The organism is Streptomyces sp. NPDC090442, assembly GCF_044769405.1.
Taxonomy (GTDB): Bacteria; Actinomycetota; Actinomycetes; order Streptomycetales; family Streptomycetaceae; genus Streptomyces.
In genome coordinates this window covers 38,811-63,548 of sequence record NZ_JBIVXW010000026.1, presented here as the reverse complement: position 1 = coordinate 63,548, position 24,738 = coordinate 38,811, and the positions used below count along the sequence as shown (strand labels likewise).

Below are 24,738 nucleotides of genomic sequence, written 5' to 3'. Positions count from 1 at the left end.
ACCTCCTTCTCCTTTTCCTTACGGCCAATCGGTGGCGGTGGGTGAGGGACGATGGGCGGTCGGGGGGCGGAGTACGGTGCGCGGTTGGTTCGTTCCGCTCCGCAGTCGGCGTGGCCGCCTCCGGGCCCACCCCCTACGCTGAAATTCGGGGACCCCTCCCGCTCCGTCGAGCCGCCGCGGCCCAGTGGCACCGTTCTGGGCCCGAGGGAGGAGCGATGAGCGCCGTCGAAGGGTTGCGGGCCGGAGGTAGGACCGTGGAGATCGGTCGGCCGGAGAAGGTGCTGTTCCCCGAGGACGGCATCACCAAGGCCGAGCCGGCCGGGTACTACCGCACCGTGGCCCGTCGCATGCCGCCGCAGTTGCGCGGGCGTCCGTTGATGTGGGAGCGACACCCCGACGGCATCGACGGTCGCGGCTTCATGCAGAAGGACGTCCCCGACTACTTCCCGGGCTGGATCGGCCGGGTCGAGCTGCCGAAAGAGAGCGGCACCACCGTCACCTACGCCGTCTGCGACGACACCGCGACCCAGACCGCCGTCGCCCCCTCTGCCGTGCGGGCCCGGCCGGGTACACCCGTCGCCGCGCCGGTGGCCTCGGCGGATGTGGACGATCCCGAGCTCAGCCCGGGGCGTTGGACGCTGGCTCGCGCGGAGCAGCTCCTCAAGGTCGATGCCTGGCGGGGCGGCAACCTCCGTGGGCGTTCCCTCAACCCCGCCCGTCGACGCCTGGCGGGTCTGCGCAAGTGACCAGGAGACGAGGTGAGTTGAGTGGCTGAGGGGTGGTGGGGGTTTGTGCGGGAGGTCGGACGATGGTGAGGTGCGCAATGAAGTCTGATGAGACCGTGGCCGAGTTGTTGTCTGCGTACGGCCGGACGTACGCCGAGGAGGCCGGCATCACGCTGCGGGACAAGCCCGCGCCGCTGTACCAGTTGCTGGTGCTGACGGTGTTGTGCTCGATCCGGATCAAGGCGGAGATCGCCGCCGGCGCCGCCCGGGAGCTCTTCGCGGCCGGCTTGCGGACGCCGCGGGCGATGGCGGACTCCGGTTGGCGGGTGCGGGTGGACGCGCTGGGGCGGGCCCATTACGTGCGCTACGACGAGAGCACCGCGACCGCCCTCGGCAGGGGGGCGGAGTTCGTGCTCGACCGCTGGCACGGCGATCTCCGGCGGATGTGGGCGGAAGCCGGCGGGGAGCGGGGGCAGTTGGCGGGGTTGGTGCAGGAGGTTCCTCGGATCGGGCCGGTCGGCGCGGGCATCTTCTGTCGGGAGGCGCAGGCCGTGTGGCCCGGGTTGCGTCCGTTCTTCGACGAGCGGAGTTGCGCGACGGCCAAGGAGTTGGGGTTGCCGCATACGGCGCGCGGGTTGGGCGCGTTGGTGCGGCCGGAGGATGCCGCCAGGTTGGCCGCTGCGCTGGTGCGGGTCGGTCTGTCGAGGGGTGCGGTCAGGGAGCTCCAGGTGGCGTGAGCGGGTCGGCTCCGGTGGGGCGGGCGGCGGGTGCGCGGTGGACCACGATCGGCATCAGCAGGCCGGCGGTGGCGAAGAGGGCGCCGAGGGCGAGCCAGCCGGCGGCGGTGTGGCCGCCCAGGCAGAGGGCGGCCAGGAGGGAGGGGGCCACTGCCTGGGATGAGCCCTTGCCGAGTGAGTAGAAGCCCTGGTACTGGCCGTGGGCGGATGCGGGGGCGAGGTTGAAGCTCAGGCCGAAGCCGCCGGCGGAGGTCCAGAGTTCGCCGAGGGTGAGGAGTACCGCGAAGACCAGGAGCAGTCCGATGGTCGGCGCGGGGCCGCGGCCGCTGGTGAGGGCGACCACCGCGCAGGCGGCGAGCAGGGCCACGCCGGCGCGGCGGCAGAGGGCGGCGGCGCGGGCGTCGTCCTCGACTCCCCTGCTGGCGCGCATCTGGAAGAGCACCACCATGACAGCGTTGACCACGACGATCACCGAGGCCATCGCCTTCGGGGCGGAGGTGTGGTCGGCGACCCAGAGCGGAACGGCGAAGGAGATCACCTGGAGTTGGAGGTTGAGCACGCCGCAGAGGGCGGTGGTGCATACGTAGCGGGTGTCGCGGAGCACTTGCCAGCGGGAGATCGGTGGGGAGTCCGGTGCGTCGGCGGCGGGGTGGCGGCCGGTGTCCGGGGGAAGCCAGCGCAGTGGCACCGCGGCGCCGAGGAAGGTGGCCGCGTTCACCGCGATCAGGACGGTATACCAAAGAGGGCTGTTGGCCTGGATGGCGAGGGCGGCCAGGCCGGCGCCCGCGCCCATGCCGAGGTTGGTGACGACGCGGAGGTAGGCGCGTAGGCGGACGCGTTCGGCGCCCTCGCCGGCCGCGGCGACCAGTGCGCCGCGGGCCGCGTTGCTGCCCTGGTCGGCGAGGGTGAACACCAACGCGCAGGCCAGGAAGGCGGGGAAGGAGCGGACGACGGTGAAGGCGAGCATGGCCGCGCACTGCACCGCCAGTACGCAGGCGAGGACCCGCCGGGGGCCGTGGCGGTCGGCGAGGTTGCCGATCGGCACGGCCCCGGCGAGGGCCACCAGCCCGGCGACGGTGAGGCCGATGCCGACCCGGGATACGGGGAGGCCGACGACGCGAGTGAAGTACAGCGAGCTGGTGGGGAGGTACAGGCCGCTGCCGAGGGTGTTGACGAGCCAGGAGGCGGCCAGGAGGCGTGGCGTCCCGGGGGCGGGCAGCGCGTTGGCGAGGAGGCGGCTCACGTGCGGGCCGCCTCCGCGAGCGCGTGCAGCCCGGCTTGGCGGAGTCCGGCCTGCTCCGCGTCGGGCGCGGTGAACTGGACCTCGATGTGGGCGGAGCCGTTCTCGGTGGGCGGCAGTGCGGTGCGGACGCCGTCGACTCGGGTGAGCCGGTCCAGGAGTCCCGGGATGTCGGGGAGGTGGGTCCAGGCGTGGATCCGGTCGGGTCGGTGGGGCGCCGTGCGGGCGGGTTCCTCGCCGAGCGCGGCGCGGATGAACTCGTCCCACAGGTCGACGCCGAGGGCGCGCTGCCACATCCGGGGCACGCCGGAGCCGGGGGGCCGGGTGGTCACCTCGCCGATCACCGGGCCGTCGGGCGTCTCGAAGACCTCCAGGTGCAGGACGCCGTCCCGGACGCGGAGGGCGTGTGCCACCTCCTGGAGGAGGCCGGGCAGTTGGCGGGCGAGCGGGTGGTCGGGGTCGACGAGGTGGCCGCCGCGCAGCGGTGCCTGGACGGTGAGCAGCGGGGCGAAGTAGCGGGAGGTGGCGGCGAACGTCACCGTGCCGTCCCGCACGATGCCGTCGCAGTGGTATTCGCCGACGACGTCCACCAGGCGTTCCACCTGGACGGGCAGCCCGCGGGCCGCCAGGTCGTCGAGGGCGCCCGCGGCGCGTTGCCTGGCGAACTCCTCGGCGGAGTCGATGCGGTGGGTGCAGTGGGTGCCCGATCCCAGTACCGGTTTGGCGACGACCGGCCAGCCGGTGGCGCGGGCCGCGGTCGGTATCTCGTCGACGCTGGTGACCTGCGCGAAGTCCGTGACGGTCAGGCCGGCGGCGCGCAGTCGTTGCTTCATGGCGCGCTTGTGCGCCGACCACAGGGCCTCGTCGAAGGTGGGGCCCGGGACGCCGAGCAGGGAGCGGATCAGGCCGGCCGGGACGATGCTCTTCTCGGTGGCGGCGATGACGTGGTCGACGGGTGCGCCGCGGGTGAGGTCGTAGGCGGCGCGCTCGACCTGGGCGAGGTCCTCGAAGCTGTCGATGCAGACGGTGTCGTGACCGGCGTGGAGCGGTGCGTAGCTTTCCCGGGTGATCACCCGGACCCGCAGGTCGGGGCGGTGTGCGAGGGCGCGTAGCGCCTCGGGCTTGTCGGAGTTGAGCAGGAGGACCTGCCGGGTCATGCGCTCTCCGTAGGTTGTTGGGCGGGTCGGTGGTAGGTGACAGTCGCCGCCCGCTCGTCGATGACGGCCCAGTTCGGGTCGGCGCCCCGGACCTGGCCGACGTTGACCAGGTAGCGGTGGCCGGCGGTGAGGGGCACCGGCTCGCCGTAGCGGAACGGCAGGGTCGTCACGTCCCGCCAGGCGCGCCCGGTGCGGGGCAGCCGGTGCACCGCGCTGCGGTGGTGGTGCCCGTGGACGAGGGCGCGCCCGGCGAACTCGGCGTCCAGCGGGCACCACTTGCCCGGTTCCACCTGCTGCCACGGCAGCGGGTGGCCGTGGCAGTAGGTGGCGAACGGGGTGCGGTGCTCCAGCGGGGCGTCGAGCACGGCGCGGGACCAGGCGGGCAGGGCGTGGTCGGGCACGAGGGAGGCGATCCGCTCCTCTTGGTTGCCGCGGACGACCACGGCCCCGTCGAGCAGCGCGACCAGCTCCGGGACCTGGTCGAAGACCTCCGCGACGGACCCGAACGCGTAGTCGGCGCGGTCCCGTTTGCCGATGTGGCACTCGAAGACGTCGCCCAGGCACAGCACTTGGTCGACCCGTTCGCGGGCGACGTCGACGAGCACCCGGCGGAGGGCCGCGAGGTCGCCGTGGAGGTCGGTGACGATGGCGTAACGCAAGGGTCAGCTGGCGCTTCCCGGTTCGGCGGGGGCGGCGTCGGAGTCCGGTGCGCCGAACCGCTTCTCCAGGTAGGCGATCAGGTCGGCGTTCTCCCGCAGTTTGCCCGGGATGACGGTGTCGCCGTCGATGAGTGCGGGGATGAACTTGCTGCCGGTGGTCCGGATCAACTCGTGTCGTTCGTCACGGGGCTTGGGCACGTTGATGTTGAGGTAGGAGACCTGGAGGCGGGTCAGCAGTTCGCGGACCGGCTTGCAGTCGGGGCAGGTCTCGCGTTGGAACAGAACGAGCATCAGCTCTCCTCGTTGGTGAAGTCGGCGAGCGCGCGGACGATTTCGCCGGTGCCGGTGCCGGGGGTGAAGCGGTGTCCGAGTTGGAGCAGGGCCATCTCGACGGCGCCGAAGAGGGCGCACAGGTCCAGGGGGTCGGCGGCGCCGACGTGGCCGACGCGGATGAGCTTGCCCTTGAGGTGGGCCTGGCCTCCGGTCATGGTGACGCCGTGCCGGGTGGACAGGGTCTTCAACAGCTCGCCGGTGTCGATGCCTTCGGGTGCGAGCGCCGAGGTGATGACGTGGCTGCGCCGGTGTGGTTCTCGGATGAAGGGCTGGAAGCCGAGGGCCGTCAGGGCCCGGCCGGCGGCCTCGCCGAGTGCGGCGTGCCGGCGTTGGAAGGCCGGCAGCCCCTCCTCGTTGAGCATCTTCAGCGACTCGTGCAGGGCGAGCAGCAGTGAGACGGCCGGGGACGAGGAGGACATCGGGTAGAAGTGGCGCAGCCGCTCGAAGGACCAGTAGTAGGTGGGGCCCGAGCCGCGTTCCACGGCCGTCCATGCCTTGTCGGAGAGGGCGACGAAGGCCAGGCCGGGCGGGAGCATGAAGCCCTTGTGGGAGGCGGCGAGCACGACGTCCAGGCCCCATTCGTCCATGGGGAGGGGGTGGACGAGCAGGCCGCTGATGGCGTCGACGACCACGATGACGTCGGTGTCCCGGAAGATCCGGGCGATGGCCTCGACGTCGTTGAGGGCGCCGGTGGAGGTCTCGCTGTAGACGGTGAACACGCCGCGGATGGCCGGGTGTTCGGCGTACGCGGCGGCCACCTGGTCGGGGTCTGCGCTGGTGCCCCAGTCGCTGCGCACGGTGTGGACGGTCAGTCCGTAGTTGGTGCAGATCGCCTCGAAGCGCTCGCCGAAGTAGCCGTTGGAGACGACGAGGACCTCGTCGCCGGGCGAGAAGCAGTTGGCGACGGATGCCTCCATCGCGCCGGTGCCGGAGGCGGCGATGGTGTAGACGGGGTGCTCGGTGCCGAACAGCGGGGGCAGGCCCTCGTTGATCTCGTGGAGGAGGCCGGCCATCTCCGCCGAGCGGTGGTGGATGATCTCGCGGGCGCCGGCCAGCAGCAGTCGCTGCGGGACCTCGGTGGGGCCGGGGGTGGCCAGGCGGAGCTTCATGCGGGGTCCTTCCGGTGCGGGCGGGGCGGGTCGAGGAAGATCCGGCGGGTGGCGGGCTTGAGGTCGAAGTCGAAGAGCACCACGCGGTGGGTCGGCGACATGGCGGGTTCGCCGTCCCGGAACGGGACCAGCACGCTGGTGCCGAGCAGCGAGGACTTGAGGTGCGAGAAGCCGTTGGGATCGCCGGTGGTGAGCTCGTGCAGGTAGCGGTTGCCGTCGTCGGGCGCGATGCGCTCCAGGGTCCGCAACAGGTCGGTCACGGCGCCCTGTTCGTAGCGCATGATGGTCAGGCCCACCGTGCTGCCGTGTGCGAAGACGCCGGCCAGCCCGTCGCCGGCGTCGGTGGCGCGCAGGTGTGCGGCGATCTCGTCGGTGAGGTCGTAGTGGGAGTTCAGTCCGGTGCTGTCGACGGTGAGTTCGATCATGCCGCTCCCCCGTGTGCCAGTGGTGAGGGGGTGTTGTCGGGGGTGAGGTCGCCGGGGCCGGTGAGGGTCCAGGCCGGTGCCTTGGCGAGTTCGGCGGCGATGCGGGCGCGGCGTTCGGTGTGCCGGGCGCGGCCGTCGTCGAGGTAGTGGTGCCAGCCGGCGTTGGCGCCGTCGAAGGCGGATTCGATGTTGGCGGCCAGTGCCTCGGTGCGTTCGGCGGGGTCGGGCGGGAAGGGGGCGAGGACGGTGTGGTCGCCGGGGCCGATGTTGGGGTGGATGACCCCGGTCACGGGGACGGCGAGGCCGAGGGGGGCGCTGGGGAAGCGCTCGCGGAATCCGTAGGGGTCCACGGCGAACTTGCCGATCGGCGAGAACGCCTGGCCGGCCGTGGGCTGGTAGTCGTCCGCGATGCCGGCGATCTCCTTCAGGCCCGGGTACTTGGCGATGGTGCCGTAGCCGAGGTGGGGGTAGTCGGGCCAGCCGGCGGCCAGGGTGGTGCCGTCGGGCTGTTCGTGCACGACCGTCTTGTCGCCGCTCATGATCTGGTAGCCGAAGTGCTCGACCAGTTCCAGCAGGATGGTGCTCTTGCCCGCGCCCTTGGCGCCGGTGACGAGCACGGCGGTGCCGTTCTTGACGGCGGCGGTGGCGTGCAGCACGGCGGCGCCGCGGTTCTCCTGGTCCTTGAGGACCAGGTCGCGGACGAGTTCGACGAGGTCCATGGCGCCGGTCGCGGTCATGGCGACGTCGATGGTGCGGGCGGCGCCGTCGAAGGCGAAGCGGGTGCCGGTCTTGGTGCACTCGACGTAGGTGCGGCCGTCGGCCTGGGATCGGCGGGCCGGGACGGTGAAGAAGTCGCTGGCGCTCTTGCGGAGGTAGATGTCCTCCCAGTGCGTGCCGTCCGGGGGTGTGTGGCGGTCGTCGGGTGCCGGGGCGGTGCGGAGCGTGGCCAACGGCGGTTCGGCGCCCGCGGGTCGGGGGGCGACGGCGACGTGGGTGTCGAGGAAGCGCAGGGCTTCGTCGATGTCGGCGCCGGGGGCCGGCTCGATGTCCAGGCAGGTGTCGAGGAAGGACAGGCGCAGTGCGGTGGTGGCGTGGGGTGCGGTGGTCATCGGCCGGCCTCCGCGAGCTCGCGGCCCAACGCCTCGTAGTGGGCCTGCTGTTCGAGCATCTGCGGCATGTGTTGGAGGTCGAAGATCTCCTTCAGCGGTGCAATGCCGTCCTCGATGCCGTGTGTCGAGCCGTCCTGGATGATCTTGGTGAGGGTCTCCCGCATGGCGCGCAGCGAGCTGCGCAGTGCCTGGTTGGCGTAGATGGCCATGGCGAAGCCGCGCTGTCGGAGTTCCTCGATGGTCACCTGGTGGTAGGTGGTGGGGACCACGATGACGGGGAGGTCGCCGGTGTACGCCTCGCGGAAGGCGAACACCTCGCCGGGGTCGGAGATCTTGGAGTGGATCAACAGGGCGTCGGCGCCGGCGCGTTCGTAGACCACGGCGCGGCGGAGGGCCTCGGCCATGCCCTGGCCGGAGATGAGCGCCTCCAGGCGGGCGACGACGACCAGGTCGCGGCGGACCTCGGTGGCGGCCCTGATCTTGGCGGCGAAGTCGTCCAGCGGTGCGAGGTCCTGGTTGCCCTCGATGAAGCTGTTGAGCTTGGGGAACTGCTTGTCCTCGATGCAGACGCCGGCGACGCCGCGGGCCTCGTAGGCGCGCACCATGTGGATCACGTTGTTGACGTTGCCGAAGCCGGAGTCGCAGTCGGCGAGGATCGGGGTGGACACCGCCTGGGCGAGGGCGGCGGCGGCCTCCAGGCACTGGGGCATGGCCAGGATGTTGGCGTCCGGTACGCCGGCGGTGGCGGAGATCTCCAGGCCGCTGGACCAGATGACCTCGAAGCCGGCCTCCTCGGCGAGTCGGGCGCTGAGCGGGCTGTGGGCGCCCATGGCGCGGGCCGGGCGCTCGGCGTGCAGGGCGGCGCGCAGGGCCTCGGCGGGGGTGAGGCGGGTGCCGCGCGCGGTGGTGGGGTGTTGCTCGGTCATGCGGTGTGTCCTCCGGTCATCTCGTGGCAGACGTCCGCCACCACGTCGTCGAGCACCTTGCGGGGTCGGGTGGCGCCGATGCGGCGGCCGACCTCCCACGGGTCCAGCCCGTAGCGGGCGCTGATCTTGTCGATGCGGTCTTGGTAGTAGTAGTGGTGGTCGTTGATGCCGGCGGCGATCTCCTGGCGGCGCACCACCATCGGCCGCGGCAGGACCTGTTCGGCGACGTATTCGGCGGCCGCGCAGACCTGGGCGAGGTCGGTGTGGGTGGCGTACTTGGGCCAGGCGGTGAGGAAGGCCGCGGCCTGTTCGGTGGCGAGGTTGCCGGCGCCGCGGGCCATGGCGCACAGCGAGGCGTCCAGCCAGTCCACTCCGGCGTCCAGGCCGGCGAGGGCGTTGGCCGCGGCCAGGCCGAGGTTGTTGTGGGCGTGCAGGCCGATCGGGCAGTCGAGGTGTTCGCGCAGCACCGCGACGCGGGTGCGGACGTCGTCGGGTGTCAGGGCGCCGAAGGAGTCGGCGACGTAGCAGACGTCGGGCTGTTCGGCGCGTAGGGTGCGGGCGATCTCGGTGAGTTGGGCAGGGTCGGCGTAGCTGACGGCCATCAGGTTCACGCCGGTGCGCAGGCCGAGGTTGCGTGCGGCGCGGACGTACTCGGGTACGCCGGCGATGTTCCACGGGTACGCGGCGATGCGGACCATGCCGATGGGGCTGTCGGGGAGGTCGTCCATGGCCTGCACGGGGCAGACGGTCGGTACGACCATGACGGCGAGTTCGGCGTGGTGGACCTCGGGCAGTGCGGCGAGGAACTCGGGGGTGCAGTGGGCGGTGATGCCGGCGTCGGCGCTGCTGCGGCTGCCGGAGCCGCCGCGGTAGCCGACCTCGATGACGTCGATGCGGGCGGCGTCCAGGGTGGTGACGAGGGTCCGCACGTCGGTCGGGGTGAATTCCCAGTTGTTCTGGTTGCCGCCGTCGCGCAGGGTGCAGTCGAGCAGGACGGGCTTCTTCACAGCGGGCTCCCTTCGACGGCGGCCGGCACGGGGGCGGCGGCCTCGGTGCGAAAGCGCGTCACGAGTTCCTGGGGCGTCAACTCGACGCGCCTGCCGGCCTTGTGGGTGCGCGGGTGGCAGCGCAGGTGCAGCAGCGTGGGGCCGGCGTTGCCGCGGGCGGGGTAGGCGGCGGCGAGTCCGTCGAGGTTGTCGACGGTGTGGGCGGCGGGGTAGCCGGCGGCGCGGGCCAGGGCTGCGGGGTCGCCCAGTGCGGCGGTGCGCTGTCCGCCGGTGCTCTCGTGCGCCCCGTTGTCGAGGACGACGTGCAGCAGGTCGGGCCGGTGTTCGGCGATCATCGGCAGGCAGCCGGGGTTCATGGCGAAGGACCCGTCTCCGTCGAGGACCACCACCCGACGGTCGGGGCGGGCGAGGGCCACGCCGAGGCCGATCGGGGCCGCCATGCCCATCGAGCCGACGAGGTAGAAGTTCCCCGGGCGGTCGGCGATGTTGTAGACGTCGCGGGTGATGTACCCGCAGGTCGACACGGAGAGGGCGGTGGGGTCGCGGTCGAGGAGGGCCGTGATGGCCTCGCGGATGTCCAGCATGGTCACACCCCTTCCCGGACGACGAGGACGGAGGTGCGGCGGCCGCCGTCGTGGTGCGCCAGGCACTCCCGGACCGAGCGGCGGGGTGCCTGGGGGTCGAGCACCGTCCACGGTAGGTCGAAGACGTCCAGCAGGCGGGGCAGTTCGCGGCCGATGACGTCGTGCTCGACCGCGTCGTTGCCGTCGTGACCGCGCCAGCTCACGACGAGCGGGAGGTGGACGTCGTAGATGAGGTTGAAGGAGGTGAGGACGTTCAGCGAGTAGCCGAGCCCGGAGTTCTGCATCAGGACGACCGGGCGTTCGCCGGCCACGGCCAGCCCGGAGGCGACGCCGAGCGCGCTGTCCTCGCGGGGTGCGGGCAGGTAGGTGGCGGGGCTGGCCGGGCTCTCCAGGTAGCGGAAGATGCCCTTGAGCAACGAGCAGGGGACGCCGGTGAAGTGGCTGAATCCCTGGTCGAGGAATTCACGCACCACGGCCTCGGCGGCGTCGGCCGGCGCGGACACTGGCGGCTCGGCGGTCTTTACGGACATGGGTGGATTCCCCTCGATTGACGATGTGCGAAACACCGGGGAAGAGAAATGTGCGCGGGACCTCGATGCCCCTTCGCGGAAATGCCCCCGTTGGCGCGTGCCGGCAATCGCCGCTGCTACGCCTGACGAGTCGGCAACTGAGGGCCGCCCTCGTCGAATTCCCGTAAGCCTGACAGTCGGAAAGTCGCGACGTCAAGATCAATCACACCGAGTAATTGCGCCCGTATGCCCGGTTTTTCGGGGGTCGGGAACGATGTTGCAAGGGCTCGAAAACCGGGCGTGAGACGGTCGTCACAGCAACTGCACTTCGCCATTCACGGAGAGTGAACTCCCGCTAAATAAAAGGTAAATTCACTTCCCGGAAGGGGTCAATCGATCCCATCGAATTACCCAAGGCGGCCGGCCGCGCACACACGACGAGGACCGCCCCCGCGAAAGGGGCGGTCCTCGTGGTGCGTTGGCGAAACCTTCTGCCGTAGGCGACTCAGGGCGCCGCGACCGGGGCGGCCGTCGGCTCGCTTTCCAGCGCTACGGCCTTCTTCGGGCGGCGCAGCATTCCGACCGCAATGCCGGCGATGACGAGGGCGGTGGCGCAGTAGGTCAGTGCCGTCATGCGCTCCCCCTGGAAAACCCAGGCGGAGGCCAGGCCGAATATCGGGACGAGCAACGAGAACGGTGCCACGGTCGGCGCGTCATAGGTGCGCAGCAGAAATCCCCATGCAGCGAACCCGAACAGCGTTGCCCCCCACGCCACATAGAGCGCGGCGCCCACTCCGCTGACGTTGAGGTGCTGTAGCGCGCGCAGGTCCGCGTCCCAGCCCTCGAAGGGGAGGGAGATGAGCGCGAGCGGGACGGGCGGCACGACGCTCACCCAGACCATGAAGCGGAAGGTGTCCGGCGGACTGGCCCTGCGCATCGCGATGTTCGACACGCCCCAGCACGCTCCCGCGCCCACGACCAGCAGGAATCCGCCGAGCGTGCCGGCCGTCGAGTCCAGCCCGGCGAGCACGATGCCCGCCGCGGCGATGACCATGCCGACGATCTGCACCCGCCGGGGGCGCTCCTTGAGCAGGACGGCGGCGAACAGCACGGTGAACACCGCCTGTCCCTGGAGCACCAGGGAGGCCAGGCCCGCGGGCAGCCCCTCGTGCATGCCGATGAACAGCATGCCGAATTTCATGATGCCGAGCGCGACGCCGACCGCAATCACCCAGCGCCAGGGGACCCTTGGCGGTCCGACGAAGAAGACCGCCGGCAGGGCGGCCAACAGGAATCGCACCGCGGAGAAGAGCAGTGGTGGGAAATCGCGCAACCCCACGTCGATCACGACGAAGTTGGCGCCCCATACGGCGGCTACGACCACCGCCAAGGCAACGTGTACGGGCTTCATGCCGGTGGCTCCTGTGGACGTGCTCCTTCTGGAGGCCCCATCTCAACAGTCTTCGCACGTCAGGGCCAGCGAAGGCTGCTGAAGGTGGGGTATTAGCATCGCTTCATGTTCGACCTCAACCGCCTGCGCGCCCTGCGTGCCGTGGCCACCCACGGCACGATGACGGGCGCCGCCTCGGCACTGGGCTACACCCCGTCAGCCATCTCCCAGCAGATCGCCAAGTTGGAGCGCGAGACCGGCTCCGTACTGCTCGACCGGCAGGGCGGCAAGGTGGAGCTCACCCCCGCGGCGTGGCTGCTCACGGAGGCCACCGACGAGGTCGTTGCGGTGTTGGAGCGGACCCGCTCCCGCCTGGAGGAACAGCGCGATCAGCCCACCGGGCGCCTGGTGCTCGCCGCCTTCCCCACCGCCTGCCGCGGCTTCGTCGCCGCCGCGCTCGCCGGGCTGGCCGGGCGCCATCCCGCGCTGGACTGCCGGTTGCTGGAATCCGACCCCAACCGCGCCGTCAGCCTGGTGGTGCGCGGCGAGGCGGATCTCGCGGTGGTGCACGACTGGCACAACACCCCGCTGACGCTGCCGGCCTCACTGTCGGTCGTCGAACTGGGCGAGGACATCGCCGACGTGGCACTGCCGGCCGGCCACCCGCTCGCCGACCGGGACGCACTCACCCCGTACGACCTGCGGGAAGAGCGGTGGATCGGGCAGGGCTCCGGGGCCATGTGCCATGAGTGGCTGGTGCGTTGCTTCTCCGATCTCGGCATCGAACCGGACATTGCCTATCAGATCGAGGAATACGAGTCCCAAATCGCCCTTCTGACGGCCGGGTTGGGAGTCACGATGCTGCCCCGGTTGGGCCGCGGCGACCTGCCGTCCGCCGTTCGCGTCGTGCCGATGCAGCCCCCGCCCAACCGTCGAGTTTCGGCCGTTTGGCGCTCCCAGGCCGGCCGCCGGCCCGCGCTCCACGCCGCATTGGCGGCATTGCGCGGGCGCTGGCCGGGAACCAATTCCGGCCAATCAACCCGAGACGCCGGGTGAACAACGAGCCAACTCCCGCCGCCCTGTTCATCATTTAACGATTACTCGGGCGGTCCACATCCTGAAACGAGATGATTGACAAGGCTGAGATTCGTGATCAAGAGTGGGCCCCGGACAGCAAGTCCGTAAGCACTGAAGTTTCCGGACGGGGGCACATTCCGGATGGCTTTCCTTTTCTCCCGCACACCTGATGGTGCGTCCCTGCGGGACCGCACCAGATCTCCTGGTGTGTCATCGGGTGTTTCTCGTGCAGGCACCTGGCCGCGCTGAGCCGAATTCCCTTCACTCCGCGTCGAGTTGACGGGTGATCCCGCCCGGCCGCCTTGCTTTCCTCCCTTCTTCTGGCGCAACCGCCAGGCCATCAGACCAGTTTCTCCCTGACCCGCGCCTGCTCATGGTGCCGGCCCACCGTTAGTACGGTTGAAAGAGGTGCTTGTCCGTCATGACGACTGACGTGTCCACGACCGCGCCCTCAGCGGCGCCCGACCACGCCACGGCCCTCCGGGAGCTGCGGGCCGTGCTGTCCCAAGAGAACTACGAGGGCGCCGTCCGCTGCGCCGCCCGCCTCTACGACGCCCTCCCCGACAAGGACCAACTCGCCCGCAATGTCGTCCTGGTGGCCTACGGCGGCGGCAAGGACAGCTCCTACACCCTCGCCTTCGTCCGGACCATGCAGCTCATCCTCTCCCAGGAGCACGGCCGGACCTTCACGATGCGGGTCGCCACCAACCGGCACGCGGGCATGCCGCAGGCCGTGATGGACAACATCGACCGCGCCTACCGCTCCCTGCACCTGCTCAACGACCCCGACTGCGAGCTGCTGTTGATCGACGGCCAGCAGGTGCGCCCCTTCGACGCCACGTTGCCGCAGACGGACGACGTCGTGGGGCGCAACCGCCTCGACATCCTGATGACCGGCCACCGCACGGCCGCGGACGCCCGCCCGACGTTCTGCAACGCCTGCAACCTGAGCATGGTCAACTCCTTCGGCCTGGCCGCGGGGTACGACGGCGGCGTCGACCTGATCATCACCGGCGACTCCCAACAGGAGCAGCGGGACTACTACCTGTGGGTCACCCGGCTCGCCCGGCGGTTCGGCCTCCAGCCGCCGCGCGACATGCGCGCCGGCTTCCAGGGCTTCCTCGCCTCGCTCAACAACATCTCGCAGGCGTACTTCACCGACATCCACGGCCCCGACGCCCCGGAGGTCGTCGCCGAGCACGCCATCACCACCGACGTCCGCACCGGCCTGCAGTTCTTCTCGATCTACGACGACACCGCCTACGCCTCCGGCGACCACTGGGAACTGCTCACCGAGCACCTCGGCTTCCGCTTCGACGACATCGCCTTCAGCTTCACCGAGTCCGACTGCGGCAACCCCGCGCTGATGGCACACCTGCGCGCCCTCAAGTGCGAACACCGCTACGGCCAGTCCTACGCCGAAGGGCTCACCGGCTACGTCGAGTTCGCCATCTCCCTCATGCACAAGAAGGAGTTCCCGCCGCAGCTCGTCACGCTCATGCGGGAGCGCTACGAGGGCCGGGCCGACCAGATGCGGGCCGCCATGGACGCCTACGCGGCCCAGGCATACGGCCTCACCGAGGAGCAGCTCGTCGCCATGGTCCACGCGCCGTTCACCGAGAAGGGCACGAACCTGGAGTCGTACCTCACCGCCGAGCAGCCGGACCTCCTCCCCCACGCCCCACTCATCCACGAACTCCTGGGCGGCTCGACCCCGACCACGGGCGTGGCGGCCGCCCAGGTCGCCAAACACCTCGAAAGCATCACGGGTTTGACGATGGATCAGCTCAAGGTGCTGTACGCCAGCTCGCTCCGGCTGCCCAGTCCCACCCCCGTCGGCGGCGAACTCATCGACGCCATCCTCGAAGGCGACCCGCACAAGCAGATCGTCCACACCCGGCACAGTGCCGACGGCCCCGTCGTGCCCGAGCTGCTCTCCGGCCGGTGACCATGACGACCGGCAATCCCCCGGGGGACTTCGTACAAGTAGGTGCCACCCGCGACGGCCTGGACCCGTACCTGGACTGCGCGCGCCGCCGTGGCATGCGGGCGGTGCTGGTGGAGACACCCGCCTATCTGCGCTGGCGACGGCTGCTCGGCCGGCGGGAGTTCGACGTCGAGGTGGCCGTGGCCCGGCCGCAGGACCCGGACGCAGTCCGCGCCGCACTCACCGCGGCCGCAGTGGTGCCCGGCCTGGTCCTGACCGGCTTCGAGCGCTACGTCTACGCCGGGTTCGCTCTGGCCGAGGCGTTGCGGGTGACACCGTGGCCGGGCGCCGGCGTCGACTTCCGCCCCCTGGACAAGCGCGAGCAGCGCGAGGCCCTGCTGCGCGGCGCCCCGCAGGTGGCCCAACCCCGTTTCCTCCCCATGGACTTGGGCGACCAGGACGCGGCCGATGGGCTCGGCTTCCCGCAGGTCATCAAGCCGGCGGACGGGGGTGGCGGGCTCGGCGTACTCCTCGTGGACGGCGCGGCACAGCGCGGCCGCGCCCTGGACCGGATCCGCGCGCTGGCCAACTACGGCGGCGGCGCGTTCTCCGGCATCGTGGTGGAGGAGTTCGTCAAGGGCCCCGAACTCTCGCTCCAGGGCGTCGCCCAGCACGGCGGTGCCGTGCTGCTGAGCGTCTGCGAGAAGCTCACCTGCCTGGAGGAGGTGCCTGGCGAGCCCGGACTGTCGGGCTTCCGGGAGGTCGGCCACGTGGCCCGGCCAGGCACGGACGCGCCGCCCGAGCTGCACGCACTGGCCCAGGCATGCCTGGACGCCGTCGGCTACCGCGCCGGCCCCTTCCATCTCGACGTCCTCCAGGGCCCGACCGGCCCGGTCTTCGTGGAGATGGGGTTCCGGCTCTCCGGCGGCGGACTGGTGGCGCTCGTCGAGAAGACGACCGGCGCCGACTGGGCGGAACTGGCCTTCGCCAGTCACCTCGGCGACGCGGCACCGCTGCGCGCGCCGTCGCCAGACACCGGCACCGGCACCGGTGGCGTCGCCGGCCAGATCTCGGCCGTGTCCGAAGCCGAACTGGCCGCCGCCGAAGCCCTCCAGGAGCCGGGCATCACCGTCGAGATCCGACGCGCCGCTCCCCCTCCGGACCACTCCGCACTGCCCGCTGACGACCTGTCGGTGCTCGCCTCCGACCTCGCCAGGCACACCGGCTCGGCCGGCCGGGTCGTCGTCAGCGGCGGCCCCGCCGACCGCGTCCCCGCACTGCTGCACTCACTCGTCGCCCACCGATTGCGAGGCTGACCCACCATGTGCCGACTCATCGTGGCCACAGGGGACTTCCGCGCCGCGGACATCCTGGCCGCCGCCGAGGCGATGAGCTGTGGCCGCACCGCCGACCACGACGGACCCACCGATGTGCACCCCAACGGCTGGGGCGCGGTCTGGCGCCAGTCGGACGCCCCGTTCGGACTGGGGTACCACCGGGACGTCCGTCCGCTCGCCGAGAGCAGCCAGGCATCGCCCGTGCCGCATCTCTCCACCGATTTCCTGGCCGTGCACGCCCGCCACGCCACCCTGGCCAAGAACCACGGACCGCAGTTCACCCACCCGTTGGAACGCGCCGGCTCCTTCCCCTGGCTGTTCCTGCACAACGGCTTCCAGCCGACGGTCCACCGCCTGCTCGGCATGGAGAGCTCGGAGTTCGACTCCCGCGAGTACTTCGACTACATCGTCCCCGCCGGCACCCGTCGACTGGACGAGCAGGAGACCCTGGACCGCCTCAACGCCATTCCCCGGGGCGGGAGTTCGGGCAACGCCATCGCGGTGAACCCCTACGGGGCCTATGTCATCCACTGGACCTCGCCGGACACCATGGCACCGCGCTACTTCGGCATGTTCCGGCTCCAGACCGAACGCTCGCTGGTGATCTCCTCGGAGGTCATCCCCGACCTCGCCCCCGCGGACCACTGGGAGCCGCTGAAGCCCGACAGCGTCACGGAGATCCCGTGGACCACGAGCTCCAGCCCCCGCAACCGTTACGACCTCGAAGGAGCGCCGACCCATGCCCACGACTGACACCTGGACCCGCGTCGTCATCGACACCGCCGCCGAGCGGCCCGACCCCGACCTGCTCCGCCAACTCGCCCACGGCGAAACCGCGGTGGTCGTACTGCGCAACCTGCTGCCCGCCGAGGCGTTCGCCGACAACCTGACCCGCGTCGGCAAGCTCTTCGCCAACGCCTCCACCACGAGCTACGCCAACGGCGCCCTCACCACCATCGGCCCCTACCTGGCCAAGTACCTCGACGACCTGGACGGCTACTTCCAGGCGGCCGACGAGGCCCGCAGCATGCTCGACACCGCCGACTTCGACCTCGCCGACCAGGTCCGCACCGGCCTCAAGCACGCCTTCGGCCTGGCTGCGGTCTCCGTCGCGCAGGAACCGGACGGCCGCGACTACGCCGCCTCCGTCGTGCGCATCCACGCCGACGGCGTGCGCAACCCGCTGCACAACGACAACATCATGCGGGACGCCCGGGGCACCGGGATCGCCCTCACCGACCTTGCCTACCAACTGAGTTGCGTGGTCTGTCTCCAGGAGTGCGACGAGGGCGGCGAGCTGCGGATGTACCGCAAGCCCTGGCAGTCCGAGGACGAGACGTACAAGATCCAGGGCGGTCTCGGGTACGACGAGACCGTGGTCGGGGGCCACCCCTGCCACGAGTTCAAGCCGCAGACCGGGGACGTGTACCTGATCAACCCCACGCGGTACCACTCCATCGAGCGGGTCACCGGCACCGACCGCCTCACCATGGGCTTCTTCATGGGCTTCGCCGACGAGTCGCTCAACTCCGCGGTGGTGTGGGGCTGATGGCGACAGACACGATCACCCCCGAAACCCACGCACCGGCGGACCCGACCCTGCCGGCGGACGGCACCCCCGTCACCACGTCGGACCGGCTCCTGACCCTGCTCCAGGACGGCGGGGCCCGCCACCGCCTCATCGAACACGCCCCGGAGGGCCGCACGGACATCGTCAGCGAGCTCCGCGGGCACCCCCTGGACCAGGCGGCCAAGTGCATCGTCATGCGCGTCAAGGTCACCAAGAAGTCCTCGCGGTTCGCCCTCGCCGTCGTCCCCGGCGACCGGCGGGTGGACCTCGACCGGATCAAGGAACTGTACGAGGCGCGCCACGTGTCCTTCGCCGACCAGGCCACCGCGGAACGCCTCTCCGGCTGCGTCAGCGGCTCCATCGTCCCGTTCTCCTTCGACCCCGAGTTGGAGCTGATCGTCGACCCCGATCTCCTCGCCCACCGCGAGATCTTCTTCAACGCGGCCGAACTGCACCTGTCCCTCGCCCTGGACACGGAGGACTACCGCCGGCTGGCCCGGCCGCGGGTGGCACCGGTCGCCGAGTCCGCGGCGGAAGCGGCGCCGTGACCATGACGCCGGTGGCCCGCCCGCGCACCCAGACCGCCCGACACAAGGCGCACCGGCCTGGTTGCTCTGCCAGACGCCGGCGCCCCTCACCAGCACTCGCCGGGTAACCCTGATCGCGACACCCTCGAAGGTCAGCCCGTCGTGTTGTGCCAGGTCGGGCTGGCCTTTGAGGCTGTCGTTGGCCGACTCGGTCAACCGCGGGAGTGAGGGGTGCGGTGGCACAGCCGGCCCGGCTCTCCCGTTCCCCCGATCTCGCCGCCGATCCTCACGTACAGTGCGGTCGAGAGGGTGTTCAGGCCGATCGTCACACACCGGTCTTGGACACCTTCGTCCCTTTGCCAGCGCGGGACTTCGGACGTACCTGAGATCGGTCCCGGATTCGGCCGGGGCAGCACGAGGGGAGAGGCGATCGTGGGGGAACTGGACGGCAAGACGTCACTGGTGACAGGCGGCTCGCGCGGGATCGGGCGCGCGGTCGCCCTGCGGCTCGCCGCCGAGGGGGCGCTGGTCGCGGTCCACTACGGCGGCAACGAAGCAGCCGCCGCGGAGACCGTCGCACTGATCGGCAAGGCCGGGGGGCGGGCGTTCGCGGTGCAGGCCGGGTTCGGCGAGAGCGGTGCGGTGGACGCACTGTTCGACGGGCTCACCGCCGGATTGGCGGACCACGGCGCGGACGGCCTGGACATCCTCGTCAACAACGCAGGTATCCACTCGGCCAGTTCGATCGGGCAGCTCACCGAGGAGGAGTTGGCGCGCCTCCTGGCGGTCAACGTGAGCACGCCGATCTTCGTCATCCAGCGGGCGCTGCCGCTGCTGAGAGAGGGTGGACGGATCGTCAACGTCGGCTCGGCGGCCACCAGGATCGCGAATCCGCTCCAGATCGGCTACACCGTCAGCAAGGCCGCGCTGGCTGCCCTCGGCCCGTCGCTCGCCAACGAACTGGGCCGGCGCGGGATCACGGTGAACACGGTCGAGCCCGGGGTGGTGCTGACCGACCTGACCGCCGAGTGGACCGGCTCTCCCGAGGCGATGGCCGGACTTGAGGCGATCACCGCGCTCGGACGGATCGGCGAGCCGGGAGACGTCGCGGATGTGGTGGGCTTCCTGGCGGGTCCCCGGGGGCGCTGGGTGACCGGCCAGAGCATCGATGCCTCCGGCGGCACCTACCTCGGCCCGATCACGGACGGGTGATCCCCCGCCCCGAACTCCCGGTCGTTGCCTCAGAGTAGAACCGAACTCAGCTGAGCCACGCACCACCACACCTGCTGCACGGCGCCCCCTTGTGCTCACAAATCGGCCAAAGGCGCGCATCGTTGACGTGCAGTGACTCGGGAAGCCCTCTATACACCGGTGCGATGCTGCGCGATTCTGTTCCCTTCGAACCAAGTGGCCGATTCCCGAGGCAAGTGCGCCAGGTGCTCTACCACGTTCGTGAGGAGCCTTGCTGTGCCGCACACCGGATCCCTGGTGCACGTACTGGACGCACCGGACGTACCACCTCATGATCGATGCCGTCCGCCCTCGCCCGTGGGCTGCCAGGCGCATTGCCCGCCCGAACCGGCGGATCGCGATCCCCAGCGCGCCTCGCAGTCGACTGCGACCCGCGCTCACCCCTTCTCGGCCACAGCGGTGTTGCAGCCGGACGGCTGAGGCCAGAACTGCGGACTGAGGCTGGTCGGCTGTCGCCGACACCTGCCTCGATCTGGCGGCAAGGTCTTCCTGTTTCTACGTCAGCGGAGGATTTGCGATGGGACGGAAGGACGCCCTGCGAGCATTGCTGGATGCCCCGGCCTGGCAGGCCGACAGCACCCTCGTGCCCCACCGGCTGGCCTATGACCTCGATCTCTGTACGGCCACCCGGTTCGGGAAGAACGCGCCGTACCGCACCCACGGAGTCCGCTCCAAGGACTCTGACAGTTGCCTGGTGTGCACCGGCATCCGCTGGATCGCGCGCGCCAGCGAACTTCTTCTGGGCACCGACCCGGGGGACACCGCACTCGACTTCGCCCTGCGCGACCTGTACGCGAGGCTGATGGGGAAGTCCCGTGCCGCCGGGACCGATGCTTCCTGGTGGCGTGCCGATGACGCCCTCTCCCTCGAAGCCCACCGCGTGGTGCGCGAAGCGCTGGCCCGCAACGGTGACCTCGACGCCTGCCTACGGCAGGGGCTCGCCGTGTGCGGCCTCGGGTACGCCAAGGGCGAGAACGAACGGTTCGAGTGGGACGTGCACAAAGGAGCGTGGTTCGCCACCGTCCTGAACTCGTGCGTCCACATCGCCCATGCACGACCGGACGACGGCCTCGCCCACAGCGACCTCGTCTCTTGGAAGGAGACTCCGAGAATGGAGGACGGCAAGCCCCGCACCAGCCTGTCCATCCACCTCGGTTGGGGGCTCACGTCACGCCTTGGGCGACGGGGAGAGTCGGAGAACGTCCAGCAGCTCGCGACGCTGATCAACCTCTACTACGGCTTCTCCGACTACGGGGAAGGCAACTGGGACCAGGGCCGTGAGCTGCGGAGGCACATCGAGACGAGACTGGACAAGATCCCCGACGATGCCACGCACACCCTCGATGACCTGATCCTCCTGTGCCGGAGGATGTACCTGGTACGCGACGCCTTGCAGATTCGGGCCATCACGGATCTGGCGTGGGGGGATGTCCCGTGGTACGAGGTGCACCTGCCCATCGGCGCCCGGGAGTTGGTCAAGGCCACCGGGATGCTGAGCAACGTCATCGAATGGGGTCCGCTCCCGGCTCTGGAAGAGGACATCCAGGCTGTTCGACGCCGGTTGCTGTCCAGCGGACACTCCAAAGCGGTCGCGGACATCTACGACCAGTTCATCGAAATGGGCGAGACCGGGAACACCGCCCGTTGGATGGGCCCCGGAGTCGCCCTGATCCTGGGAGTGCGCGGGCTGATCTGCGCAGCGCGGGACTGGCCGCCGCGCCTGGTGCTGCTGACCTCCGATATGTACGGGCTGGTGGGGGAACGGCACCGGTTCGCAGAGAGACTGGCCAGGGCGCAGTCCGCGGCCGGCATGGCAGCAGCCCGGCGCCCGAGCATCCACGCCACCGCGTTCGACGCCTCGGCGACGACATGGCAGGACTTGCTCCGGCAGTTGCGGAACTGCCCGGTCCACAAGCCCTGTGCGGCGAGTGCCGTCCGTCTGGCCGCGCATCGTGACGCGGACAGTATGGGGTTGGACTACGCGAACGGCTGGCACCAGCCTGACGTCATCCACGACGTCGCAGGGTGGTTACTCTCGGCCGTAGCCAGCCCCTGCGGAGAGTCCTGTGAGGATGCCGTGATCGAGCTGGTATACCAAGGGCTCGTGGCGGCCGGAGGGTTGGACCGGATTCTGGCCGCGAACTCCTACAGCACTGTGTACGCACCGCAATCCGCCCCGGCAGACGAGGCCGGCACACCTCTGAGAGTCTGACGGTCGGGCCTGCGGAACCACTGTGGCCGCACGGGTGAGACGGGAGCAACGGTGCCCCGCACCGCGCCGAGGGGCGCACACCGCACGCCCCTCGGCACCGGACTACTTTCCTGACAGCCACCCCTTCAACCGACCCCACCAGGACGGACGCGCCCCGGGCGCACTGGCTGCGGGAGTTGTTCCGGACGCCCCATCCGCGACGACCGGACCACCGGACGGGGAACCCTGAATGACGTGTTCACTCTGCTCGGCATGGCCCGCCGTACCGGCCGGCGTGGGGCGAGTCGTGCCGGGGCCCGCGGTGAACTTCACCGGCAGCTCCGTCAGGTGGCGGGCGATCCAGTGGGACACCCACTTCAACTCGCGCTCTGGAACAGCTAGTTCGATGTCGGGCAACCGCGTCAGCAGAACGTCGATGCCCGTGTCGATGATGGCCCGGCCGATGTCCTGGCCGGGGCACTCGTGCGGCCCGCCGCTGAAGGCGAGGTGGGAGCGGTTGCCCTGCATGGCGACCGAGAGGTCGGGGCGGATCGCGGGGTCGCTGTTGCCGGGGGCCAGGCCGAGGAGGAGCATGTCCCCCTCCTTGATGGACTGGCCGCCGAGTTCCGTGTCGCCGGTGGCCCACCTCGCGGGCATCACCGCGGTCGGCGGTTCGTCCCACAGCATCTGTTCCAGGGCGTCGGGCAGGGTCATGCTGCCGCCCGTCAGCGATGCTCGGAAGCGCGGGTCGGTGAGGACCATGCGCAGGGTGTTGGCGGTCAGGTTGGTGGTGTTCTCGTTCGCGGCGAGAAGGACGATCCGTAGGTGGTGGGCTACTTCCTCGTCCGTGAGTTGGGCCCGGTGTGCCATCAGCCACGAGGTGAAATCGGGGCCGGCCACGGCTCGTTTGGCGGCGACGAGCTGCTCCAGCGACTTCATCAGGTAGGTGTTGCTCTCGACGGCCGTCTCCGTGCCCTTCAGCAGGTCTCGGGCTGCGTCGACCAGCCTGGGTCCGTCCTCCTCCGCCATCCCGAGGAGCTGTGCCACCACGCGCAGGGGCAGTTGGACCGCGAACTGGCTTACGAGGTCGGCCTGTCCGTCGGCGATGAAGTCGTCGATGAGCTGGTTGGCGGATCGGGTGACGCAGCGGCGGATGCCGCGGCGGTCGAACCGGCCCATGCTCTCGGTGATCGCGACGCGGAGCCGCTCGTGCTCCTCGCCGTCCATGAAGAGGCAGACGGGCTGCCAGGCGAGGGCCGGCATGAGCGGTGAGTCGGCCGGGACCCGGCCTTCCTTGAAGCAGTGCCAGATGCGTGAGTCGTGGCAGAAGCGGGAGGCCGTGCGCAGCACTTCGAGGTTTTCGCGGTAGCCGAGGACGAGCCAGGCCGGCAGGTCGCCGTCCACGAGGACGGGGGCCACGGGGCCGTGTTGGGTCCGTAGCCGTTCGAAGAAGCCCGGTGCGTCGTCGGCGATCTCGGGGCCGAAGAGCCGTGCCAGGCCGTCGGTGGTCCCGGTGCGGGCATGGGCGGGGCATTGAGGCGGCGGTCCGGATGCCGGGGTCGTACTGGGTTGGTTGGTGTGAAAGGAGGTCACCGGGTCTCCGAGGCTTGGGTGGTGAGGGTGTACAGGTAGTGCATGAGGGTCAGCAGTGCGTCGCGGCTGGAGGCACGGTCGCGGGCGTCGCAGTCGACCATGGGTACGTCATCGGGGAGGTCCATGGCCGCGCGGAGCTCCGCCATGGGGTAGGAGGGGGCGTCGGGGAAGGCGTTGATGGCGACGACGAAGGGCAGGCCGCGCTCCTCCAGCCGCCCCACCACGTCGAAGCTGTCGTCCAGGCGTCGGGAGTCGATCAGGACCACCGCGCCCAACGCGCCCTCGAAGAGGCCGTTCCACAGGAACCAGAAGCGCTGCTGGCCCGGGGTGCCGAAGAGGTACAGCACCATTTCGTTGCTCAGGCTGATCCGGCCGAAGTCCATCGCCACGGTCGTCTGGGTCTTGCGCTCGACTCCGGCGAGGTCGTCCACCCCCACACCGGCCTGTGTCATGGTCTCCTCGGTGGTCAGCGGGCGAATCTCGCTGACCGATTCGACCAGGGTGGTCTTGCCCACTCCGAAACCGCCGACGATCACCACCTTGACCGCGGCCGAGACCGTAGCCGGCAGGATGTCCTCGCTCCGGGGGCCGACGACGGGCTCAGAGATTTTGCAGTCCATGCATCACCGCCTCCAACACTTCGACATCGGGCAACGACGCGGTCGGAATCGGTGCCCTGGCTTCGATATGACCGCTCTCCAAGAGATCCGCGAGCAGTACCGTGACCACGCTGACCGGGAGATGGACGTACGCGGAGATCTCGGCGATCGACAGCGGGTAGTCACATATCCGCAGGATGGCGGCCTGTTCTGGCTGCATGCTCGAAGAGGCACGGTTGCGGGTCACGATCAGAGTGACCATGTCCAGGGGCGCCGATTCGCCCGGTACGCTCCGGCCTGAGGTCAGGACGTAGAGGCGTTCGGGGCCGCCTTCTTCCCAATGCCCGTGCTCTTCTGGTTTCGAGTCGCTCATCGGGCCTACTGGTCGGCCCGCGGCGGGCTGGTGAGGTGTTGGCCGATCCGGGCGACCAGGTCCCGCATTCCCTGTCCCATGAGGCCGGCGTCCACGTCGTCATCGGCCAGAACCGCCAGGTACGCCCCGGCGCCGGCGGCCATGAGGTAGAAGAAGCCGCCGTTGACCTCGATGACGACCAGCTTCATCTGCCCGTCGCCGTTGGGGAATTCCGTGGCGATGGCCGCGGACAGGCTCTGTAGACCGGCACAGGCCGCGGCGAGGCGATCCGCGGTCTCCTCGTCCGTACCGTGCTGGGCCATGCACAAACCGTCCGAGGACAGCACCACGACATCGCGGGTGTGCGGAACGCTGGACGCCAGGCCCTCCAGCATCCAATTCAT

At 70.2% G+C, this 24,738-nt stretch carries 26 protein-coding genes; 10 read left to right on the top strand and 16 right to left on the bottom strand.

What is annotated here, in order from left to right:
- Window positions 1–215 precede the first annotated feature (215 nt).
- Window positions 216–746 carry a hypothetical protein gene (locus ACIQU6_RS19705; RefSeq protein ID WP_403482915.1) on the top strand — a complete coding sequence of 177 codons (531 nt, stop codon included), beginning with the start codon at window positions 216–218 and terminating at the stop codon, window positions 744–746.
- Between the two features lie 77 nt (window positions 747–823).
- The gene (locus ACIQU6_RS19700; RefSeq protein ID WP_403482914.1) at window positions 824–1,462 is read left to right on the top strand and encodes an endonuclease; all 639 of its coding nucleotides are present in this window, start codon (window positions 824–826) and stop codon (window positions 1,460–1,462) included.
- Here ACIQU6_RS19700 and ACIQU6_RS19695 read toward each other — a convergent pair.
- The 12 genes from ACIQU6_RS19695 to ACIQU6_RS19640 all read right to left on the bottom strand — a co-directional run bounded on the left by ACIQU6_RS19695 (window position 1,440) and on the right by ACIQU6_RS19640 (window position 11,931).
- Window positions 1,440–2,705, bottom strand: coding sequence for an MFS transporter (locus ACIQU6_RS19695; RefSeq protein ID WP_403482913.1), 1,266 nt, complete (start codon window positions 2,703–2,705; stop codon window positions 1,440–1,442). The genes ACIQU6_RS19700 and ACIQU6_RS19695 overlap by 23 nt on opposite strands.
- Window positions 2,702–3,859 (bottom strand): acetyl-CoA carboxylase biotin carboxylase subunit family protein, encoded by a 1,158-nt coding sequence (locus tag ACIQU6_RS19690; protein ID WP_403482912.1) that lies wholly within the window; start codon window positions 3,857–3,859, stop codon window positions 2,702–2,704. The genes ACIQU6_RS19695 and ACIQU6_RS19690 overlap by 4 nt, the downstream gene beginning before the upstream one ends.
- Window positions 3,856–4,518, bottom strand: a complete 663-nt coding sequence (locus ACIQU6_RS19685; protein WP_403482911.1) for a metallophosphoesterase family protein — start codon at window positions 4,516–4,518, stop codon at window positions 3,856–3,858. The genes ACIQU6_RS19690 and ACIQU6_RS19685 overlap by 4 nt, the downstream gene beginning before the upstream one ends.
- 3 nt (window positions 4,519–4,521) lie before the next feature.
- On the bottom strand, window positions 4,522–4,809 hold the full coding sequence (locus ACIQU6_RS19680; protein ID WP_403482910.1) for a glutaredoxin domain-containing protein: 288 nt from the start codon (window positions 4,807–4,809) through the stop codon (window positions 4,522–4,524).
- Complete coding sequence (locus ACIQU6_RS19675; protein WP_403482909.1) at window positions 4,809–5,960, bottom strand: pyridoxal-phosphate-dependent aminotransferase family protein; 1,152 nt, start codon at window positions 5,958–5,960, stop codon at window positions 4,809–4,811. The genes ACIQU6_RS19680 and ACIQU6_RS19675 overlap by 1 nt, the downstream gene beginning before the upstream one ends.
- Window positions 5,957–6,385, bottom strand: a complete 429-nt coding sequence (locus tag ACIQU6_RS19670) for a YjbQ family protein (RefSeq protein ID WP_403482908.1) — start codon at window positions 6,383–6,385, stop codon at window positions 5,957–5,959. Before ACIQU6_RS19670 ends, ACIQU6_RS19675 begins: the two co-directional genes overlap by 4 nt.
- Complete coding sequence (locus tag ACIQU6_RS19665) at window positions 6,382–7,494, bottom strand: hypothetical protein (RefSeq protein ID WP_403482907.1); 1,113 nt, start codon at window positions 7,492–7,494, stop codon at window positions 6,382–6,384. Before ACIQU6_RS19665 ends, ACIQU6_RS19670 begins: the two co-directional genes overlap by 4 nt.
- Window positions 7,491–8,420, bottom strand: coding sequence for an isocitrate lyase/phosphoenolpyruvate mutase family protein (locus ACIQU6_RS19660; protein ID WP_403482906.1), 930 nt, complete (start codon window positions 8,418–8,420; stop codon window positions 7,491–7,493). The genes ACIQU6_RS19665 and ACIQU6_RS19660 overlap by 4 nt, the downstream gene beginning before the upstream one ends.
- Window positions 8,417–9,427 (bottom strand): hypothetical protein, encoded by a 1,011-nt coding sequence (locus tag ACIQU6_RS19655; RefSeq protein WP_403482905.1) that lies wholly within the window; start codon window positions 9,425–9,427, stop codon window positions 8,417–8,419. Before ACIQU6_RS19655 ends, ACIQU6_RS19660 begins: the two co-directional genes overlap by 4 nt.
- Window positions 9,424–10,011: a thiamine pyrophosphate-dependent enzyme gene (locus ACIQU6_RS19650; protein ID WP_403482904.1), complete on the bottom strand. Its 588-nt coding sequence runs from the start codon at window positions 10,009–10,011 to the stop codon at window positions 9,424–9,426. Before ACIQU6_RS19650 ends, ACIQU6_RS19655 begins: the two co-directional genes overlap by 4 nt.
- 2 nt (window positions 10,012–10,013) lie before the next feature.
- Entirely contained in the window at window positions 10,014–10,541 is a 528-nt protein-coding gene (locus ACIQU6_RS19645; RefSeq protein WP_403482903.1) for a thiamine pyrophosphate-binding protein, read from the bottom strand.
- Between the two features lie 484 nt (window positions 10,542–11,025).
- Window positions 11,026–11,931 carry an EamA family transporter gene (locus ACIQU6_RS19640; RefSeq protein WP_403482902.1) on the bottom strand — a complete coding sequence of 302 codons (906 nt, stop codon included), beginning with the start codon at window positions 11,929–11,931 and terminating at the stop codon, window positions 11,026–11,028.
- A gap of 105 nt (window positions 11,932–12,036) precedes the next feature.
- Here ACIQU6_RS19640 and ACIQU6_RS19635 point away from each other — a divergent pair, with 105 nt between their 5' ends.
- The 8 genes from ACIQU6_RS19635 (at window position 12,037) to ACIQU6_RS19600 (ending at window position 21,811) form a co-directional block, all read left to right on the top strand.
- Window positions 12,037–12,966: a LysR family transcriptional regulator gene (locus ACIQU6_RS19635; RefSeq protein WP_403482901.1), complete on the top strand. Its 930-nt coding sequence runs from the start codon at window positions 12,037–12,039 to the stop codon at window positions 12,964–12,966.
- Between the two features lie 442 nt (window positions 12,967–13,408).
- Window positions 13,409–14,935: a PqqD family protein gene (locus tag ACIQU6_RS19630; RefSeq protein ID WP_403482900.1), complete on the top strand. Its 1,527-nt coding sequence runs from the start codon at window positions 13,409–13,411 to the stop codon at window positions 14,933–14,935.
- A 2-nt stretch (window positions 14,936–14,937) separates the two neighbouring features.
- Complete coding sequence (locus ACIQU6_RS19625) at window positions 14,938–16,230, top strand: acetyl-CoA carboxylase biotin carboxylase subunit family protein (RefSeq protein WP_403482957.1); 1,293 nt, start codon at window positions 14,938–14,940, stop codon at window positions 16,228–16,230.
- Window positions 16,231–16,251: 21 nt separating this feature from the next.
- A complete protein-coding gene (locus ACIQU6_RS19620) occupies window positions 16,252–17,004 on the top strand; it encodes a class II glutamine amidotransferase (protein ID WP_403482899.1) in 753 nt (250 codons plus the stop codon).
- Window positions 16,991–17,800: a hypothetical protein gene (locus ACIQU6_RS19615; RefSeq protein WP_403482898.1), complete on the top strand. Its 810-nt coding sequence runs from the start codon at window positions 16,991–16,993 to the stop codon at window positions 17,798–17,800. Before ACIQU6_RS19620 ends, ACIQU6_RS19615 begins: the two co-directional genes overlap by 14 nt.
- Window positions 17,800–18,369, top strand: coding sequence for a YbaK/EbsC family protein (locus ACIQU6_RS19610; protein WP_403482897.1), 570 nt, complete (start codon window positions 17,800–17,802; stop codon window positions 18,367–18,369). The genes ACIQU6_RS19615 and ACIQU6_RS19610 overlap by 1 nt, the downstream gene beginning before the upstream one ends.
- A 411-nt stretch (window positions 18,370–18,780) precedes the next feature.
- Entirely contained in the window at window positions 18,781–19,560 is a 780-nt protein-coding gene (locus ACIQU6_RS19605) for an SDR family NAD(P)-dependent oxidoreductase (protein WP_403482896.1), read from the top strand.
- 556 nt (window positions 19,561–20,116) lie between these two features.
- Window positions 20,117–21,811, top strand: coding sequence for a hypothetical protein (locus tag ACIQU6_RS19600; protein WP_403482895.1), 1,695 nt, complete (start codon window positions 20,117–20,119; stop codon window positions 21,809–21,811).
- A 102-nt stretch (window positions 21,812–21,913) separates the two neighbouring features.
- Here the strand turns inward: ACIQU6_RS19600 and ACIQU6_RS19595 are convergent, their stop codons facing one another.
- From ACIQU6_RS19595 to ACIQU6_RS19580, 4 genes are read right to left on the bottom strand one after another with little or no spacing between them, the layout of a single operon-like run.
- Window positions 21,914–23,383: a cytochrome P450 gene (locus ACIQU6_RS19595; protein WP_403482894.1), complete on the bottom strand. Its 1,470-nt coding sequence runs from the start codon at window positions 23,381–23,383 to the stop codon at window positions 21,914–21,916.
- Complete coding sequence (locus ACIQU6_RS19590; protein WP_403482893.1) at window positions 23,380–24,003, bottom strand: GTP-binding protein; 624 nt, start codon at window positions 24,001–24,003, stop codon at window positions 23,380–23,382. The genes ACIQU6_RS19595 and ACIQU6_RS19590 overlap by 4 nt, the downstream gene beginning before the upstream one ends.
- Entirely contained in the window at window positions 23,984–24,355 is a 372-nt protein-coding gene (locus tag ACIQU6_RS19585; protein WP_274918603.1) for a DUF742 domain-containing protein, read from the bottom strand. Before ACIQU6_RS19585 ends, ACIQU6_RS19590 begins: the two co-directional genes overlap by 20 nt.
- A gap of 5 nt (window positions 24,356–24,360) precedes the next feature.
- The gene (locus tag ACIQU6_RS19580) at window positions 24,361–24,738 is read right to left on the bottom strand and encodes a roadblock/LC7 domain-containing protein (protein ID WP_274919391.1); all 378 of its coding nucleotides are present in this window, start codon (window positions 24,736–24,738) and stop codon (window positions 24,361–24,363) included.

Bases quoted from the DNA above. Each gene is read 5' to 3' on its own strand.
- ACIQU6_RS19675 (WP_403482909.1), bottom strand. From the start codon at position 5,960: ATGAAGCTCCGCCTGGCCACCCCCGGCCCCACCGAGGTCCCGCAGCGA.
- ACIQU6_RS19580 (WP_274919391.1), bottom strand. From the start codon at position 24,738: ATGAATTGGATGCTGGAGGGCCTGGCGTCCAGCGTTCCGCACACCCGC.
- ACIQU6_RS19600 (WP_403482895.1), top strand. From the start codon at position 20,117: ATGGGACGGAAGGACGCCCTGCGAGCATTGCTGGATGCCCCGGCCTGG.
- ACIQU6_RS19670 (WP_403482908.1), bottom strand. From the start codon at position 6,385: ATGATCGAACTCACCGTCGACAGCACCGGACTGAACTCCCACTACGAC.
- ACIQU6_RS19680 (WP_403482910.1), bottom strand. From the start codon at position 4,809: ATGCTCGTTCTGTTCCAACGCGAGACCTGCCCCGACTGCAAGCCGGTC.
- ACIQU6_RS19705 (WP_403482915.1), top strand. From the start codon at position 216: ATGAGCGCCGTCGAAGGGTTGCGGGCCGGAGGTAGGACCGTGGAGATC.
- ACIQU6_RS19645 (WP_403482903.1), bottom strand. From the start codon at position 10,541: ATGTCCGTAAAGACCGCCGAGCCGCCAGTGTCCGCGCCGGCCGACGCC.
- ACIQU6_RS19590 (WP_403482893.1), bottom strand. From the start codon at position 24,003: ATGGACTGCAAAATCTCTGAGCCCGTCGTCGGCCCCCGGAGCGAGGAC.
- ACIQU6_RS19650 (WP_403482904.1), bottom strand. From the start codon at position 10,011: ATGCTGGACATCCGCGAGGCCATCACGGCCCTCCTCGACCGCGACCCC.
- ACIQU6_RS19615 (WP_403482898.1), top strand. From the start codon at position 16,991: ATGCCCACGACTGACACCTGGACCCGCGTCGTCATCGACACCGCCGCC.
- ACIQU6_RS19690 (WP_403482912.1), bottom strand. From the start codon at position 3,859: ATGACCCGGCAGGTCCTCCTGCTCAACTCCGACAAGCCCGAGGCGCTA.
- ACIQU6_RS19660 (WP_403482906.1), bottom strand. From the start codon at position 8,420: ATGACCGAGCAACACCCCACCACCGCGCGCGGCACCCGCCTCACCCCC.
- ACIQU6_RS19700 (WP_403482914.1), top strand. From the start codon at position 824: ATGAAGTCTGATGAGACCGTGGCCGAGTTGTTGTCTGCGTACGGCCGG.
- ACIQU6_RS19665 (WP_403482907.1), bottom strand. From the start codon at position 7,494: ATGACCACCGCACCCCACGCCACCACCGCACTGCGCCTGTCCTTCCTC.
- ACIQU6_RS19635 (WP_403482901.1), top strand. From the start codon at position 12,037: ATGTTCGACCTCAACCGCCTGCGCGCCCTGCGTGCCGTGGCCACCCAC.
- ACIQU6_RS19610 (WP_403482897.1), top strand. From the start codon at position 17,800: ATGGCGACAGACACGATCACCCCCGAAACCCACGCACCGGCGGACCCG.
- ACIQU6_RS19585 (WP_274918603.1), bottom strand. From the start codon at position 24,355: ATGAGCGACTCGAAACCAGAAGAGCACGGGCATTGGGAAGAAGGCGGC.
- ACIQU6_RS19640 (WP_403482902.1), bottom strand. From the start codon at position 11,931: ATGAAGCCCGTACACGTTGCCTTGGCGGTGGTCGTAGCCGCCGTATGG.
- ACIQU6_RS19630 (WP_403482900.1), top strand. From the start codon at position 13,409: ATGACGACTGACGTGTCCACGACCGCGCCCTCAGCGGCGCCCGACCAC.
- ACIQU6_RS19625 (WP_403482957.1), top strand. From the start codon at position 14,938: ATGACGACCGGCAATCCCCCGGGGGACTTCGTACAAGTAGGTGCCACC.